The sequence below is a fragment of the Atribacter laminatus genome (genome assembly GCF_015775515.1).
Taxonomy (GTDB): domain Bacteria; phylum Atribacterota; class Atribacteria; order Atribacterales; family Atribacteraceae; genus Atribacter; species Atribacter laminatus.
The window spans coordinates 1,699,058-1,713,903 of the sequence record NZ_CP065383.1; the positions used below are offsets into that span (position 1 = coordinate 1,699,058).

The window sequence follows — 14,846 nt, forward strand, 5'->3', positions numbered from 1 at the left end:
TTCTCTACAATGCAGGAGGTTTCATTGATGCAGATATTTACTGTGATTGGCAAGGGCGGATTAATCATGTATCCGATCGTGGCCTCATCGATTATTTTCTTAGCGGTGTTTATCGAGAGGTGGTATGTTTTACGACATTCAAAAGAGAGAGTAAAAAGATATTTGCGGTCATTGAGAAAAGCTATTAATCAGAGAGACTTGCGGACCGTTATCGACATTAGTCAGAAAAATCCTGGTCCAGCATCACGGATAATCATGGCAGGTATAAAAAAATATCTAAATGGTGTTCCACGGGAAGCAAAAGAAGCAATGGAAACTGTGGCAATGCAAGAGTTTCCTTATTTTGAAAAGCGTTTAGGAGTGTTATCGACTATTGCGAGCATTGCCCCGTTGTTAGGGTTACTTGGAACGGTTACTGGAATGATTCGAACTTTTAATGTTATAGCCTCGATTGGGGTAGGAAAACCGACGGAAATGGCTGGAGGTATTTCTGAAGCATTGATAACCACCGCTGCTGGATTGTCAATCGCTATTCCGACAGTCATTGGTCACTATTACCTTTCCCAGATTGCCGAAAACATTATGAACGATATTGAAAAAGCCAGTTCAGAAGTTCTAGATATTATTGAGGAACTGAGAATCAATAATGGAAACGAAGGAGTAGAATTCGAAAAAGCCAAGAACCCAGAAGGAGTTGAGGAGAATGTTCCGATTTCGACAAAAGAAACAGAGGCGCCAGCCTGAGATTAACCTCACTCCAATGATCGATGTGGTGCTCCAATTAATAATATTTTTTATCGTAACCACCACGTTTATCAGTATTGAAAGTGGGGCCAAAGTGAATCTTCCCTCGGCAGATTTTTCCAAAATTGAGGAAGCCAAGACCATCACCGTAACTATAACTGAAAACAATATGCTTTATGTCAATGGTGCTCTGGTTGATGCCAAAGAGCTTCCTTCGTCGGTCGTAGTGGCTTTACGTAATGAGCCAGAGGCAACGGTTATCGTTGAGGCAGATAAGCAAGTTTTGCATGGTAAAGTTGTGTCAGTCATGGATGTTCTTAAAAAAGCCGGAGCCGAGAAAATAGCCATTGCCACTCAACCGACCAAAGAAGAGTAGTCATGAATAAATTTTTCATTAATGAAAAAAAGGTTTGGACTTTTTCTCTTACCTTATCAGTAATTATTAATCTGGTAATATTGGCTGCAATATCTATCTATTGGTTATCGATAAAATACGAACCCCCTCTTCAAGACGAACCTATGGTGATTCAGGTTTTAGAAATACCGTCCTCTCGTAAGCCTGTAACAGTTGCTCCTGCTGAAGAAGCCAATATAGCTGAATTAAATCCTTTGAAGGACATTCAAAATCAAGATGTTAACAGTGAACCTCAGATACAAAGTGAAATAGCAACTGATGTTCAGCAAAAAAAGGAACAGGTTACCATTCCAAAACCACCTGTTGACCTCCCTGATTCAGAAATGATTTCCGAATCAGGATCACCTTCAGGAGCAAAATTGGTGAATCCAGGAGAAAATATCGATGTGCCAGAGGATTTAAAGTGGCAGGGGGTTGAAGCTGAAAATACACTGAAAGCCCAATTCGAAAGATCTGGCCAATCAACCCGTTTAGCTCGTTTAGCAGAAGAGGGGGTAGAAAGGATAGAAAGTACAGTTGGTGAAACACTGGCTACCGGTGAATTAGCTGTGCCAACTGGTCAGGTTGACAAAAAATCTCCCTTTTCTAAACGGCCGATTTCGGTCATCATTGAAAATGCACCCGCAGCACGTCCCCAAGCAGGACTTAGTAAAGCTGATGTTGTCTATGAAATTATGGCCGAAGGTGGAATTACCCGATTCTTAGCTATTTATAACGAAGGCGTAGCGGATAATGTTGGTCCAGTTAGAAGTGCACGTCCTTATTTTGTGATGAAAGCGGCTGAACACAATGCCATATTTGCTCATGCCGGTGGGAGTGTTGAAGCGTATGTCTATATGAAGGAAATGAACATTGATACCATCGATGAGTTTAAATTCTTTCAGGCTTTCTGGAGAAGTAAAGATCGGAAAGCTCCACATAATCTCTACACTTCTATAGCCAATCTCAGAAATCAAGCTCAGCGGTTAGGTTACAATAAACCGGTAAAAGGAGGAGGGGGATTTCAAGTCCGGACACCCCAAGAAGCTTTAGGAACCGAGGATGCTCCCCAAGTAGAAATCTTGTATGCTGGAGATTATCGAGTGAAATATACTTGGGATGCTTCTCAAAAAGTGTATCGAAGGTTTATCAATGGAAATCCCCACGTCGACTCTCTGAACGGTCAGCAAATTATAACTCCCAATATTATCATTCAAATTACTGAACAGAAAGTGAAAGATGAGGAAGGTCGAATAGAAATTACTTTTGTTGGGAGAGGAACTGGATGGATTTTATTAGATGGGAAAGCGGCTGCAATAAGTTGGGAAAAGAATTCTCTGGGAGAAAAAACCAACTTTTTTTATGCTGACGGAAGAGAGTTAAAAATTAATCCCGGAGCCCTTTGGATAGAAGTGGTCAGTACCCAGAATAAGGTGGCGATGTAATGCACAGTGTATTATTTCGAATTGGTCAATTTCCAGTTTATGCTTATGGCTTTTTTTTGGGGGTAGCTTTTTTAGTGGGCATTTATTATGCCTCGCGACGAGCTCCTGGTTATGGAGTTTCTCCCGATTCAGTTGTTGAAGTCAGTGTACTCTGTATTTTTGGAGCTATCTTTGGATCCCGTTTAGTTTTTGTTTTACTCAACTGGGATATTTATCGCGATAACCTCATTCATATCTTTTTAATCCGTGAAGGTGGTCTGACCTTCTACGGTGGTATTTTTGGAGCAATATTTTTAGCAATCCCATATATTATACATAAAAAATATTCTTTACCGGCTTTATTTGATATTTGTACTCCGGCTATCGCTCTGGGTTATTCCATTGCGCGGATTGGTTGTTTTCTTAATGGTTGTTGTTATGGTCGGGTTTGTTCCTACACCAGCTTTCCCCTTGGAGTTCATTTCCCTGCTTTGGAAGGGTGGAGGTATCCAACTCAACTCTATTCAGCTGGATACTCTCTCCTAATCCTCTATTTTTTACTCAAACTGGAGAAGAAAAAGGTTTTTCGCGGAGAGCTCTTTTTTGATTATCTTTGGATGTATGGGATCGCTCGTTTTTTAATCGAATATTTACGTGATGAACCCTTTTCGGTTTGGGGAGTTATGACAGCAGCTCAATTTGCCTGTTTGTTGATAATTATAATTGCTCTTATTCTGCGAGAGATATTGAGAAAGCATGCTACCCAACGATCTCAGGAACGTTCTTGAAGCGTATCTCCAGTTTTTGTATTGGGAAAAAAGACTTTCTGATAATACTATTCAATCCTATGAACAGGATTTGGAGCAGTTAGTTGGTTTTTTGGAAAAAAAAGACATAGTATCTTTTTCTCAACTTGATCAAGATATGGTTGAAAAATTCCTACGATATGAAGCCAAACGCGAAATAGCTCCAGCTTCTCTTGCTAGGAAAATTTCTGCCCTTCGTACCTTTTTTCAATATTTGATCCGTGAGAAAATTATGCCTGAAAATTGTGCTAAACTCATCGATTCTCCTCGTTTTCAAAGAAAAATACCCGATATTTTAGACGAAAGTGAGATCGAATCCTTATTAAATGCTCCAGATTTGGCCAAGCCAATTGGAATTCGGGACCGAGCAATTTTGGAGTTATTGTACGCAAGCGGATTGAGGGTAAGTGAATTAACCGCTCTAGAATTTTCACATTTGGATTTGGAAAATTTTATGTTACGGCTTTGGGGAAAAGGGTTTAAAGAGAGGATGGTGCCTTTTGGCGAGGAAGCCGGTGAAGCGTTAAATCGATATTTTCAGCAAGCAAGAGAACAAATATTAAAGGGAAAACGGAGTCGGTCGGTTTTTGTCGGAGCTTCCGGTAAACCTTTAACCCGACAAAACATTTGGGTAATGATAAAGAAATACGCACGAAAAGCTGGAATTGAAAAAACCATAACTCCTCATACTCTTCGGCACACCTTTGCAACCCATTTGTTGGAAAACGGAGCTGATTTGAGAGTTGTACAGGAGTTTTTGGGACATTCTGACATCGTGACGACTCAAATATATACCCATATTAGTAAAAAAATTCTTCGAGAAGCATATGCCCGTTCATTTCCAAGAAAATAATAAACAAATTGTTTTTTAAAAAAATGATTACTATAGGGTTTGCTTTTTACCAATTCGGACAATTATAATTTTGAAGGGGTGTTTTTATGGAGAATTTACGTTTAAAAATTGAAGAAAGTGCTCGTTTCATTCAAGAAAGAATTGATTTTTCACCTGGAATAGGCATTATCTTAGGTACTGGTTTAGGAGCTCTTGCTGATGACATTGAAATTGATCGAGTTGTACCCTATGATGAAATTCCCTGGTTTCCAGTTTCCACAGTTGAAAGTCATCATGGGAATTTTATTATCGGTGAATTAGCGGGAAAAAAGATCGTTGCCATGCAGGGAAGATTTCATTATTATGAAGGATATTCGATGAAACAAATTACTTTCCCGGTTCGGGTTATGCAAGAACTGGGAATTCAGATATTAATTGTCAGCAATGCCGCTGGTGGAATGAATCGAAACATGAAACGCAGCGATTTAATGATTATTTGTGATCATATTAACCTTTTAGGCGACAATCCACTTCGTGGCGAAAATGATCCGGAGTTGGGACCACGATTTTTGGATATGTCAAATACTTATGACCCTGAACTCATTCAATTGGCTCAACAAATCGCCCTTGAGAAAGGGATATATGTTATGAAAGGCGTCTATGCTGCTCTTGCTGGGCCAAATTTCGAAACTCCTGCTGAATATCGTTTTTTGATCTCGATTGGTGCTGATGCGGTTGGGATGTCAACAGTACCCGAAGTCCTGGTAGCTCGTCATGCTGGAATGAAAGTTTTTGGAGTATCTTGTATAACCGATCTGGCGATTGATGGGGTTATAGAACCGGTATCCCACGAAGTGGTCATCCAGGCAGCCAACGAAGCTCAACCAAAGCTTAAGCTTCTCATTCGAGAATTAGTGGGCAGAATAGACTTAGTATGAATTCGCAGTTATGGATTGCTCTTTTGAGCTTTTCACCCATTTCAGAAATTAGAGGGTCTTTGCTTTATTGGGTATCTAATCCGGTGATTCCATTCTGGCAAGCTCTTCTTATTTCAATTTTATTCAATCTTCTTCCATTTTTTTTGGTCATGTTTTTTCTTAATGCTATCTTATCAGTATTTTTACGTTTTCAATGGTTTCAATCCCTTTGGAATAGATTGGTGATCAGTACTCGAAAGAAATTTCAAAAATATGAAAAATGGGAACAGATCGGTTTGACTTTATTTATCGGAGTTCCACTTCCTATTACCGGAGTATGGACGGGTTCTTTAATTTGTTTTTTAATGGGCTGGCCAATAAAAAAATCCCTTCCCTTTGTTTTGTTGGGTTTAGGAATTGCTTCTACTATCGTGAGTGTGATTGTGCTTTCGGGTAGGAGTCTGTTCACTCTTTTTTAATTATTTCTACTCATGGTTTATGGAGAAATCACAGAGTATGAGGATATATTCAGGAAACACATCTAAGGATTTGATAAATCAAACCCTTACAAAAGATATTAAAACATATGGAAAAAATTGTTTGTGTCTGGTTAATAAAACGGTATGTAATAAATGAAAAAGAATCAATAACCTATGGAGATGAAAAATGTTCAAAACTATTGAGTGGAAGAATAACCAAGTTGTATTTCTTGATCAAAGGCAGCTCCCCTTAGAAGAAAATCTCATCGAAACCAATGATTTTCGTGTTATTGCTGATGCTATTTCGGCTCTTGGTTTGAGAGGAGCCCCTTTGATTGGAGTAGGAGCAGCCTATGGTATTGCTTTGGGGGCTCAGGAGGCTTTGAGCGGCCATAGGGATCAATATTTTTCCTTTTTAGAATCTGTTGACCAAACCTTACGATCCACTCGACCAACCGCTGTAAACTTATTCTGGGCTTTGGATCGAATGAAAAAGATTTGGAAGGATGCAGAAATGCAAGGAATATCACCTCATGATTGTACTGAAAAACTTCTTGAAGAAGCTATTAAAATACATAATGAAGATATTCAAACCAATCAAAGTATTGCACAAAAAGGATCTTCTCTCATTCAGGATAAAGATGCCATATTAACCCATTGTAATGCTGGAGCGTTAGCCTGCAGTGCCTGGGGAACAGCGTTAGGAATAGTATACTGGGCAGCTCTTCAAGAAGGGAAAAAGCTGACAGTATATGCCGATGAAACCCGACCACTTCTTCAGGGAGCGCGCCTTACCACTTTTGAACTTTTGAAAAATCATATTCCGGTCACGCTTATTACTGATAATATGGCTGGTTATCTTATGGCTCGGGGACAGATTCATAAAATTATCGTGGGAGCCGATCGTATAGCGGTCAATGGAGATACAGCCAATAAAATCGGAACCTATTCATTAGCGGTTTTAGCATCTTATCACAATATTCCTTTTTATGTTGCCGCTCCATTATCAACGATTGATATCCACATTACCTCTGGAGAGGTCATACCTATTGAAGAGAGAAAACCAGATGAGGTTTTTTATTTTGGAGAAAAACGAATAGCACCCCAAGGTATTGAAGTATGGAACCCGGCTTTTGATGTGACGCCACACCAACTGATTCGGGCTATTATTACCGAGAAGGGGATTCTTTATCCTCCTTTTGTTGAAAAACTCACCCTTTTGAAACAAGATGAGTAGAAATGATATGTATCTATCCTGGAAATACCATCTTATAAATTCCCCCATTGAGGGGGGATAAAGGGGGGTGTGCCTTTAATCGGTCATCCTGAGCCCTCGCTTTTTGAGGGCGTGAGGATCTCATCTTTTAAGTTTTTTCTTCATAAATACTTTAAATGATGAGATTCTTACGTCGTCCGGCAAAAACACCGGACTCCTCAAAATGACTAAGTGGATGGTAGAGATTGCCACCTCGCTGCGTTCCCCGCAATGACGGATTTAGATAGGTATTTTCATCCTCATCTGGTGCTACTAAGAAGCATGAAGGTCTATCCTGAAAATACCAGAACGTTTTTTAAGGTAATTCTTTTAGAGCAACTCACCAGGATTTCACTCTGTTCTGGGCTTTCACCCTCATCCTCACCTTCTCCCATCAAGGGAGAAGGAACTCTGAATTCTTTTGTTCTTTTTTCCCTCGCCCCTTGGTGGGAGAGGGCCAGGGTGAGGGGGCAACTTATTTTCATCCTCATCTGGTGCTACTAAGAAGCATGAAGGTCTATCCTGTAAACACAAGGTATGATAAATCAAACCCCTGCAAAAGAATGTTTTTGCCTAAGGGTGTAACTTATTGCACTGGATTAATCGTGACCTGCCAAGGCATGTTGAATCTTGTCCTTCATATCCATCTGGTGCCACGAAAGTTGCATGAGTTTCTATTCCGTCAAAACTTTATCTTCATAATGAAAAAGTAAGTTTTTCCAGTGAATTATTCTCAAAAGGAATAAAAAAGATATTCATTTGTTTTGTTATCTGTTATAATGTTCCCTCGAGAATCATAAAGATTTTGATGAAGTAACCGGTTTTCAACTTCCAGTTCTTCTGTCAAGTCCCCTTTTTTGAGTCTCAAAAAAAAGAACGAATGGATCGTCATTTCAAACATAGTGATAATTACATATTGGGAATGTATGGTGGCATTGAATGTCCAATGGGTGTACCTCCTCAAATCGATGGATCGGATCTCATCGGAAAAAATGTCAATGGGTGATTTTGATCGCGATCTTTTCGATTTAAAAAAAGGAGGTCAATCTATTGACCGAAAAAATAACTTTTAAACAATTTCCACTTCGTCAGGAAATTCTCTGTGCTTTGAAGAAGAAAAAATTTGATAATCCGAGTCCGGTTCAGATACAAGTGATGAATGAAACCAATATTATGGATGAAGATCTCATCGTCCAAGCCAAAACCGGATCAGGAAAAACCTTGGCTTTTGGAATTCCACTCCTCAATACCATTGAACAGATTCCAACCCAGCCGGTGATTCTAATTCTCTCTCCAACTCGGGAATTAGCCATTCAAACAGCTCAGGAGCTGAAATGGTTAGGGAGTGAGATGACTATAAAGGTAGCAACTTTGGTTGGTGGAATGGATATCGAAAATCAACGCCGAGAATTATTAAATGGACCTGCCTTGGTAGTTGGAACTCCCGGACGAGTATTGGATCATATTCGAAGAGGTCACTATCGTACTGAAGAAATTCAGACCATTGTTCTTGATGAAGGCGATCACATGTTAGATTTGGGATTTCGTGAAGAGTTGGAAGCAATTTTTGAATCACATGAAAATGTTGACCGAATCTGGTTATTCTCTGCAACCATGCCAAAACAGGTTCGTGAACTCTCAAAAAATTATCTGACTCATCCCAAGTGGATTTCATTAGACCAAGACCTTACCGCTCACCAGGATATTAAGCATCGGGTTTATTTAGTTCCATATCAACATCGCTTAGAAAGTTTGGTTAATGTGTTACTTTGGGAAGGACCAGAAAAAGCGCTGATCTTTTGTTCAACCCGCCAAGAAACCATAGAATGTGCTACTTTTTTAACTGAAGCTGGGTTTTCAGCTAAAGCACTCCATGGTGATATGACCCAAAGAGAAAGAAATTCTTCTCTCAATTCATTTCGAGTGGGAATAACGACCTGTTTAGTGGCAACCGACGTTGCTGCCAGAGGTTTGGATATCGATATGGTAAGTCATGTTATTCAGCTGGGACTCCCCGGAGACTTGAATAATTATGTTCATCGAAGTGGACGGACTGGGAGAGCGGGTCATTCGGGATTAAGCATCGCTTTGCTTTCTAATCGCGAAGCATCCCATTTTCGTAATATGTTTTCAAGAAGCTCACTTAAAGTAGAATGGAAGCCGCTTCCCGATCAAGCAGAGATCCAACTGAAAAATCAGCAACGGATTGAGTACAAACTCACCGATAGCAATATGGCGGTAGAACCTCACATTCAGCAATGGGCAGAGAAACTGATAGCTAAAGAAGACCCGGTTGATTTGGTGGCAAAGCTTTTACAGTGGAATAGCAAGGGAAATAATCTGGGCTATTCTTTAAAATTGTTTCTTGATGAAGATAAACGAATCGAGCGAGAAAGAAAGTCTCGGTTCCTTCAAGATGGAAAAAACCATCAGAAAAAAAACCGGGAAAAGAAAGGCTATTCAGCTTTTGCGAAGGGAGGTACTATTCGTCTATCGACCGGTACGACCAACGGTTGGGAAGTAGGTAAACTGCTGGGAACCCTTTGTCGAATTTTAGGAATAAGCCGTCAAGAGATTGGGAATATTCGATTACGAGAAGACTATGCCAATGTCGAGCTTTCCCAGAAAGCTTTACAACTATTTCAGGAAAAGAAACCAAAATTCGTCGAAGAATATCTGATTAATCATATGAGTTCTACCAAACGTTCCTCGCCAATGAGAAGCTCAATTATTTCAAATTAGCCATTTCAATAATGGGTAATGAATGAAAAATGGTGTTATCCGGTGTGGGAGATTTTCCCGCGGGTGGATTTCATCTGAAACCGAAAGCGCCACCCTCACGGTTTCGAAAAGCGAAACCGTGAGGGTTTCATCTTTTAATTCTTTTTCAAAAATGCTTCCTGAATGAAATCGACACATTTTTTCCCTCTCCCCTGGTGGGAGCAAATTAAGGTAAGGGAAACCTACAAATCTTTCTCAAGATCGTTTTAAAACACCAAACCTGGATCTGAATCTTAGGTTTCACCCGTATCTTGAATATTTCACCTCAAGGGAGAAAAAACTCTGATTCCATTCAATGACGGTATTCGATAGGTATTTTCATTTTCACCTGGTACTTTGACATTTTGTAAGAGTCTAACCAGTTTAGGACTATTTCCCTTTAAATTGTTTTAAATCGTTCAAAAACATTTTTTTATTGGTTATAAGATGAATCATTCCTAAAATAAACATAATAATCCCAAGAGTGGGATGGATGCGGGAAGCAAAGCTCCACAACCCTGGATTGTTCATGATTCCAAGCATGGCTAACCATAATATAATACCGCTAATCACCATAATAAAAATGAGAATAAGCATGCCCAATGCCACTAAACCTCGAATTTGCATAGTTAATTTGTTCACCATTTTCCTCCTTTATCTCCTGCGGGTTTGGGAAAAAGAGAATGATGCTTTTTAATAAAAAATGAAAAGTTTTATAAAGCGCTAAATTCTTTTCTTTCATTATAATATAATGAAGAGAAAGAACCGGGACAATTCTTTAGATCTTTTTTTTAAAGAACGAATGTCCTAGGTGATAAGGAGAATTCTCAATCAGGATAAAATAATTTTCTCAACAAACATAACTCTTAATTGAATCGGAGGGATAACGGTGAATCAATATATTTTAGTGCTTGATTGTGGTGCAACAACGCTCCGGGCAGTAGCTGTTGGGATGAAAGGAGAAATACTGGCCATCTCGGCTCTACCCAACGTTCCCCGATTACAAAGTGGATGTGAAGAATGCCTTATCTGGGATATAGATGAAATTTGGAATAAGTTTTTACAGGTTATTCCAAAGGTCAGGTCTCAAGTTGATGGAAAGATAGAAGCAGTCACTGTTACCACCTTCGGAGCTGATGGAACCACGGTAAAAAAGGATGGCACCTTAACTTATCCGGTCATATCCTGGCAATGTTCACGAACATCCGGATGGGCAAAAAGGATAGCAAGCTTAATATCCCCTCGAGAAATTTTCCGACTCACCGGCTATCAAATTATTCCCTTCAATACTATTATTAAGTTATTGTGGATGAGAGAAAACGTTCCAGAAGCACTCGACCAGGCTGATTCCTACATGATGATGCCTGGTTTGTTAAGTTATAAACTTTGTGGTGAAATGTCTTTTGATTATCCCTCAGCATCGACAACTATGATGATTGATATTCGAACTAAAAAATGGTCGGATCGTTTGTTGTCTTTGGTTGGCTTGGATGAAACATTTTTTCCACCTTTTACTCCAAGTGGAGGTGTAATCGGTCAAGTAACAGAAAAAGTTCATTCTGAAACCGGGATTCCCAAGGGAACACCAGTGATAGCTGCTGGTCATGATACTCAATTTGCTTTGATTGGATCAATGGCTGACCAAAGTGAGATGGTTTTGAGTTCTGGAACCTGGGAAATTGCAGCCATACGGATTCCAGAATATCATGACTCAGAAAGAGCCTTTGAAACTGGTATTATGACCGAATTTGATGCTATTGATGATCTTTGGAATCCTCAAATGCTGATGATGGCAGGTGGTGTGGTAGAGTGGGTGCGACGAAATTTTTATGCGGACATCAAAGATCGATCGGACATCTATTCATTGATGATTGATAGCGGGAGGGAAGTTGAACCCGGAAGTGGAAGAGTAATAGTGATTCCTTCCTTTATGCCCTCTGGTCCGAATAAGCCTTATGAAACCCAAGGAACGATTTTAGGGTTAGGATTAACTACTGATCGTTCGCAAGTGTATCGCGCCGCCTTGGAAGGATTATCCTTTCAACTAAAGCAAGCAGTAAAGGCATTTTTTGAGACCTTTGGATTTGAGCCAACAGCCCTAAGAGTAGTTGGAGGAGGCTCAAAAAACCACCTTTGGAATCAGATACGAGCAGATGTCTTAGGGATACCGGTTATTACGATTTCCTGTGAAGAGGGAACGGTTTTAGGAGCAGCCCTTTTTGCTATGGTTGGTTCCGATGCAGCTCGATCCATAGAAGAAGCCAAAAATATGGTTGAAATAACGACTCGGGTTTGGGAACCTTCGGAAAATTGGCCACGATATCAAAAGTTATATGAAGAGTATGAAAAGCTTCCTCTTTTCTTAGCTTCTCATTACCGAAATAAGATTTGAATCTCTTGACAATTAACAATATCAAGTTAGAATAAATCATTGAGAAAATACTTCTTCAGGGTAGGGTAAGGGAGAAATTCCCAATTCCTAACCGGCGGTGATGGTTAATCCTAAGCCCGCGAACCCTTTTTGGGTTGATCCGGTGAAAATCCGGAGCCGACGGTATAGTCCGGATGGGAGAAGAAGCCTATAGTGAGCCCATAAGCCCTGAAGGCGCAATGCTTTCAGGGCTTATTAATTTCTGGAGAAAGATAAATCGAGGAGGTTTCTTGGTATGAAGTGTCGTAATTTGGTTTATACTGGAGCATTTTCTGCTCTTTCCATTGTTTTGAGCTATTTAATCCACTTTCCCCTCATTCCTTCGGCACCCTTTTTACTGTATGACCCTGGTGATGTACCCATATTGATTATGGGCCTTAAATTCAGTCCTGGGATTGGAGTAATTATGACTGCAATTGTTTCAGTTCTATTTGCGGTTTTAACCGGCCAAGGAGGCCCCTGGGGGGTTCTCATGCATTTTATTGCGACTGGTGTATATGTATTGGTTGCTAGTTTGATTTACCGAAGGCATAGAAATCTTTCTTCAGCGGTAAAAGGTTTGATTATTGCTCCTTTGGTGATGACCGGGGTTATGGTGATAGCCAATCTTTTCGTTACGCCTCTGTACTTAGGAGTAACCAGAGAAATGGTTGTTGGCATGCTGCTTCCTGCTATTATACCCTTTAACCTTCTCAAGGGTGCTATTAACGGAATCATAACTTTCTTACTCTATAAAAAAGTCAGTAACTTTCTTGAAGTCGGTAATCAGTGTGTTTCAAAACCCAATGCTGTCGGGCAATAATTTTGTTTTTATAAATGAATATTTTCGAGGGTCAGTAAACGTAATTTCCAATTCAGCCCGTAACCGAATCCTCCTAAAGAGTTTTTGGCGATAACCCGGTGACAGGGGATAATCAGAGGAATTGGATTGCGGTGTAGCGCTTGTCCAACTGCCCGATAAGCTCGTTTCTGCGATGAAAGTTGTGCAACTTGTTGATAAGTCTTTACTTCACCCCAAGGAATATTTTTGGTGATATCCAATATCTGGCGTGTGTAATTAGGAAATTGGTTGATAATAATCGGCTCGGAAAACGCAACTTTTTCACCGGAAAAATAAGCATTAACCTTATCGGAAAGATCAAGCCAAGGCAATTTAGTTTCAAGTATGAATGAATCGTGGTGAGGGAGATGGTAGGACTGAAGATATTGGAAAGCTTCTTCAAGGGTTGGTTGAGGAAGAACAAATGCAGCCAGCAGGTCGTTTTGCCAGCCAATAATTGCCGTTCCCAATGGTGTGGATAGAAAGGAATAAAAAAAGGAATTTGATTTTCTCATAAAGTTACACCTTTCCTATTTTCTTTTCAAATTAGTCTTCGGACGGGGAAGTTTTATGGTTTATTTTGAAAAAAGTGCCGTTTGCCTCTTTACAAGATTGAAAATTGCCGTATAATTTTGTGATATATCATTAATATATCGTAAAAATCCGAAGAAGGGAACAAGTAGTTTCTTTTTACAAACTAAAGAGAGCCGGGAGAAGGGCTGGAATCCTGGTGTTTGTGATGAGATGAATGGAACCTGGAGGAGTGAAGCTGGTCGAAGAATGAGATTAAAGCTTCATCGCGTGCTGCGTTAAAGGTTTAAAGCTGGAGCCTCTTGCTCAATGAGGGTGGTACCGCGGGTCATATATCCCTCCCGTCCCTGTGTCGGGAGGGATTTTTTTTTAAAAGGAGGTACGATATGAGAAAGATTCTTTTTTTATCCTTGTTAGTTTTGTTGTCAATTGGTTTGGTTCTCCCAGCAACAGCTGCTGAACCAGTAAAAATTGGGATCATGCAGATTGTTGACCATCCGGCTTTAAATGCAACCCGAGATGGTGTAAGAGATGCTCTTCAAGAAGTCTATGGATACGTTCCCGATCAAGATATCATCTATGATATGCAATCGGCTCAAGGCGATGTCGCAACTGCAAACACCATAGCGCGCAAATTTGTTTCCGATCGGGTTGATGTTATTGTTTCAATTGCCACCCCCACTTCACAGGCTGCAGCCAATGCATCGAAAGAAATCCCAATTGTTTTTTCTGCTGTAACTGATCCAGTCAGTGCTGGTTTGGTTAAGGACCTACAACAGCCAGGCGGAAATGTCACCGGTGTATCGGATATGACACCGGTTGATAGGCAAGTCGAAATGTTAAAATATTTATTTCCTGATGCCAAAAATTTAGGAACCGTTTATAATGCTGGTGAGGTTAATTCGGTAGTAACCAATGATTTAGCAAAAATTGCCTGTGAAAAAAATGAAATGTCACTCATCGAGGCAACAGTTTCAACATCGGCTGATGTGGCTATTGCCACCCAATCATTAGTTGGCAAAGTCGATGCGATTTATGTTTCTACCGACAATACGGTGGTTAGTGCCTTAGAAACGGTTATTAAAGTTTGTGAGGATAAAAAAATACCGTTAATCTTGGCTGACCCAACTACTTTAGAAAAGGGAGCTACTTTGGCCTTAGGTTTTGATTATTATCTGCACGGTCGTCAAACCGGTGATATGGTAGCTCGAATTCTTAAGGGAGAAAAACCATCGGATATACCAGTAGAGTTTGCCAATAAACTGGTTTTAATGGTAAATAGTAAAAATTTGGAAATACTTGGTATTCAGGTTGATGATTTTAAGGCTCTTTTAGAAAAATATGTTGAAGACATGAGATCTCAAAATGTAGAAGTCACTTTGGAAGTCAAATAAAATAAACGAATTCAATTATAGCCCCATGATTATTATATCACGGGGCTATAGTTACCATT

Annotated in this window: 14 protein-coding genes, 1 riboswitch and 1 other annotated feature; of the genes, 12 read left to right on the forward strand and 2 right to left on the reverse strand. The window is 39.9% G+C overall.

The window, feature by feature from the left end; translation table 11 throughout:
- The first annotated feature begins 27 nt into the window (after positions 1 to 27).
- From RT761_RS07770 to RT761_RS07810, 9 genes are all read left to right on the forward strand, one after another.
- Entirely contained in the window at positions 28 to 744 is a 717-nt protein-coding gene (locus tag RT761_RS07770) for a MotA/TolQ/ExbB proton channel family protein (protein ID WP_218110860.1), read from the forward strand.
- Positions 704 to 1,120, forward strand: a complete 417-nt coding sequence (locus tag RT761_RS07775; RefSeq protein WP_218110861.1) for an ExbD/TolR family protein — start codon at positions 704 to 706, stop codon at positions 1,118 to 1,120. The genes RT761_RS07770 and RT761_RS07775 overlap by 41 nt, the downstream gene beginning before the upstream one ends.
- A gap of 2 nt (positions 1,121 to 1,122) precedes the next feature.
- Positions 1,123 to 2,583 carry a DUF3048 domain-containing protein gene (locus RT761_RS07780; protein WP_218110862.1) on the forward strand — a complete coding sequence of 487 codons (1,461 nt, stop codon included), beginning with the start codon at positions 1,123 to 1,125 and terminating at the stop codon, positions 2,581 to 2,583.
- Positions 2,583 to 3,350 carry a prolipoprotein diacylglyceryl transferase gene (lgt, locus tag RT761_RS07785; RefSeq protein WP_218110863.1) on the forward strand — a complete coding sequence of 256 codons (768 nt, stop codon included), beginning with the start codon at positions 2,583 to 2,585 and terminating at the stop codon, positions 3,348 to 3,350. The genes RT761_RS07780 and lgt overlap by 1 nt, the downstream gene beginning before the upstream one ends.
- A complete protein-coding gene (xerD, locus tag RT761_RS07790; RefSeq protein ID WP_218110864.1) occupies positions 3,319 to 4,221 on the forward strand; it encodes a site-specific tyrosine recombinase XerD in 903 nt (300 codons plus the stop codon). The genes lgt and xerD overlap by 32 nt, the downstream gene beginning before the upstream one ends.
- Positions 4,222 to 4,307: 86 nt before the next feature.
- The gene (locus RT761_RS07795; protein WP_218110865.1) at positions 4,308 to 5,138 is read left to right on the forward strand and encodes a purine-nucleoside phosphorylase; all 831 of its coding nucleotides are present in this window, start codon (positions 4,308 to 4,310) and stop codon (positions 5,136 to 5,138) included.
- Positions 5,135 to 5,596 (forward strand): COG2426 family protein, encoded by a 462-nt coding sequence (locus RT761_RS07800; RefSeq protein WP_218110866.1) that lies wholly within the window; start codon positions 5,135 to 5,137, stop codon positions 5,594 to 5,596. The genes RT761_RS07795 and RT761_RS07800 overlap by 4 nt, the downstream gene beginning before the upstream one ends.
- 187 nt (positions 5,597 to 5,783) lie before the next feature.
- Positions 5,784 to 6,833, forward strand: coding sequence for an S-methyl-5-thioribose-1-phosphate isomerase (mtnA, locus tag RT761_RS07805; protein ID WP_218110867.1), 1,050 nt, complete (start codon positions 5,784 to 5,786; stop codon positions 6,831 to 6,833).
- Positions 6,834 to 7,901: 1,068 nt separating this feature from the next.
- The gene (locus RT761_RS07810; RefSeq protein ID WP_218110868.1) at positions 7,902 to 9,593 is read left to right on the forward strand and encodes a DEAD/DEAH box helicase; all 1,692 of its coding nucleotides are present in this window, start codon (positions 7,902 to 7,904) and stop codon (positions 9,591 to 9,593) included.
- Between the two features lie 408 nt (positions 9,594 to 10,001).
- Here RT761_RS07810 and RT761_RS07815 read toward each other — a convergent pair whose 3' ends face one another.
- The gene (locus tag RT761_RS07815) at positions 10,002 to 10,256 is read right to left on the reverse strand and encodes a DUF4405 domain-containing protein (protein WP_218110869.1); all 255 of its coding nucleotides are present in this window, start codon (positions 10,254 to 10,256) and stop codon (positions 10,002 to 10,004) included.
- A 244-nt stretch (positions 10,257 to 10,500) separates the two neighbouring features.
- Here RT761_RS07815 and RT761_RS07820 point away from each other — a divergent pair, with 244 nt between their 5' ends.
- Together RT761_RS07820 and RT761_RS07825 are read left to right on the forward strand one after the other, a co-directional pair.
- Positions 10,501 to 12,003 (forward strand): FGGY family carbohydrate kinase, encoded by a 1,503-nt coding sequence (locus tag RT761_RS07820; RefSeq protein ID WP_218110870.1) that lies wholly within the window; start codon positions 10,501 to 10,503, stop codon positions 12,001 to 12,003.
- Between the two features lie 47 nt (positions 12,004 to 12,050).
- Positions 12,051 to 12,192: riboswitch (FMN riboswitch) on the forward strand.
- 85 nt (positions 12,193 to 12,277) lie between these two features.
- Positions 12,278 to 12,844 (forward strand): ECF transporter S component, encoded by a 567-nt coding sequence (locus RT761_RS07825; protein WP_218110871.1) that lies wholly within the window; start codon positions 12,278 to 12,280, stop codon positions 12,842 to 12,844.
- A gap of 8 nt (positions 12,845 to 12,852) precedes the next feature.
- Here RT761_RS07825 and RT761_RS07830 read toward each other — a convergent pair whose 3' ends face one another.
- Positions 12,853 to 13,377 carry a methylated-DNA--[protein]-cysteine S-methyltransferase gene (locus RT761_RS07830; RefSeq protein WP_218110872.1) on the reverse strand — a complete coding sequence of 175 codons (525 nt, stop codon included), beginning with the start codon at positions 13,375 to 13,377 and terminating at the stop codon, positions 12,853 to 12,855.
- 142 nt (positions 13,378 to 13,519) lie between these two features.
- Positions 13,520 to 13,745, forward strand: a binding site (T-box leader).
- Positions 13,746 to 13,779: 34 nt separating this feature from the next.
- Between RT761_RS07830 and RT761_RS07835 the strand changes: the two genes are divergently transcribed.
- Positions 13,780 to 14,787, forward strand: coding sequence for an ABC transporter substrate-binding protein (locus tag RT761_RS07835; protein WP_218110873.1), 1,008 nt, complete (start codon positions 13,780 to 13,782; stop codon positions 14,785 to 14,787).
- Positions 14,788 to 14,846 lie beyond the last annotated feature (59 nt).

Coding starts and splice junctions, on each gene's coding strand:
- RT761_RS07770 (WP_218110860.1), top strand. CDS start 28: ATGCAGATATTTACTGTGATTGGCAAGGGCGGATTAATCATGTATCCG.
- RT761_RS07775 (WP_218110861.1), top strand. CDS start 704: ATGTTCCGATTTCGACAAAAGAAACAGAGGCGCCAGCCTGAGATTAAC.
- RT761_RS07780 (WP_218110862.1), top strand. CDS start 1,123: ATGAATAAATTTTTCATTAATGAAAAAAAGGTTTGGACTTTTTCTCTT.
- lgt (WP_218110863.1), top strand. CDS start 2,583: ATGCACAGTGTATTATTTCGAATTGGTCAATTTCCAGTTTATGCTTAT.
- xerD (WP_218110864.1), top strand. CDS start 3,319: ATGCTACCCAACGATCTCAGGAACGTTCTTGAAGCGTATCTCCAGTTT.
- RT761_RS07795 (WP_218110865.1), top strand. CDS start 4,308: ATGGAGAATTTACGTTTAAAAATTGAAGAAAGTGCTCGTTTCATTCAA.
- RT761_RS07800 (WP_218110866.1), top strand. CDS start 5,135: ATGAATTCGCAGTTATGGATTGCTCTTTTGAGCTTTTCACCCATTTCA.
- mtnA (WP_218110867.1), top strand. CDS start 5,784: ATGTTCAAAACTATTGAGTGGAAGAATAACCAAGTTGTATTTCTTGAT.
- RT761_RS07815 (WP_218110869.1), bottom strand. CDS start 10,256: ATGGTGAACAAATTAACTATGCAAATTCGAGGTTTAGTGGCATTGGGC.
- RT761_RS07825 (WP_218110871.1), top strand. CDS start 12,278: ATGAAGTGTCGTAATTTGGTTTATACTGGAGCATTTTCTGCTCTTTCC.
- RT761_RS07830 (WP_218110872.1), bottom strand. CDS start 13,377: ATGAGAAAATCAAATTCCTTTTTTTATTCCTTTCTATCCACACCATTG.
- RT761_RS07835 (WP_218110873.1), top strand. CDS start 13,780: ATGAGAAAGATTCTTTTTTTATCCTTGTTAGTTTTGTTGTCAATTGGT.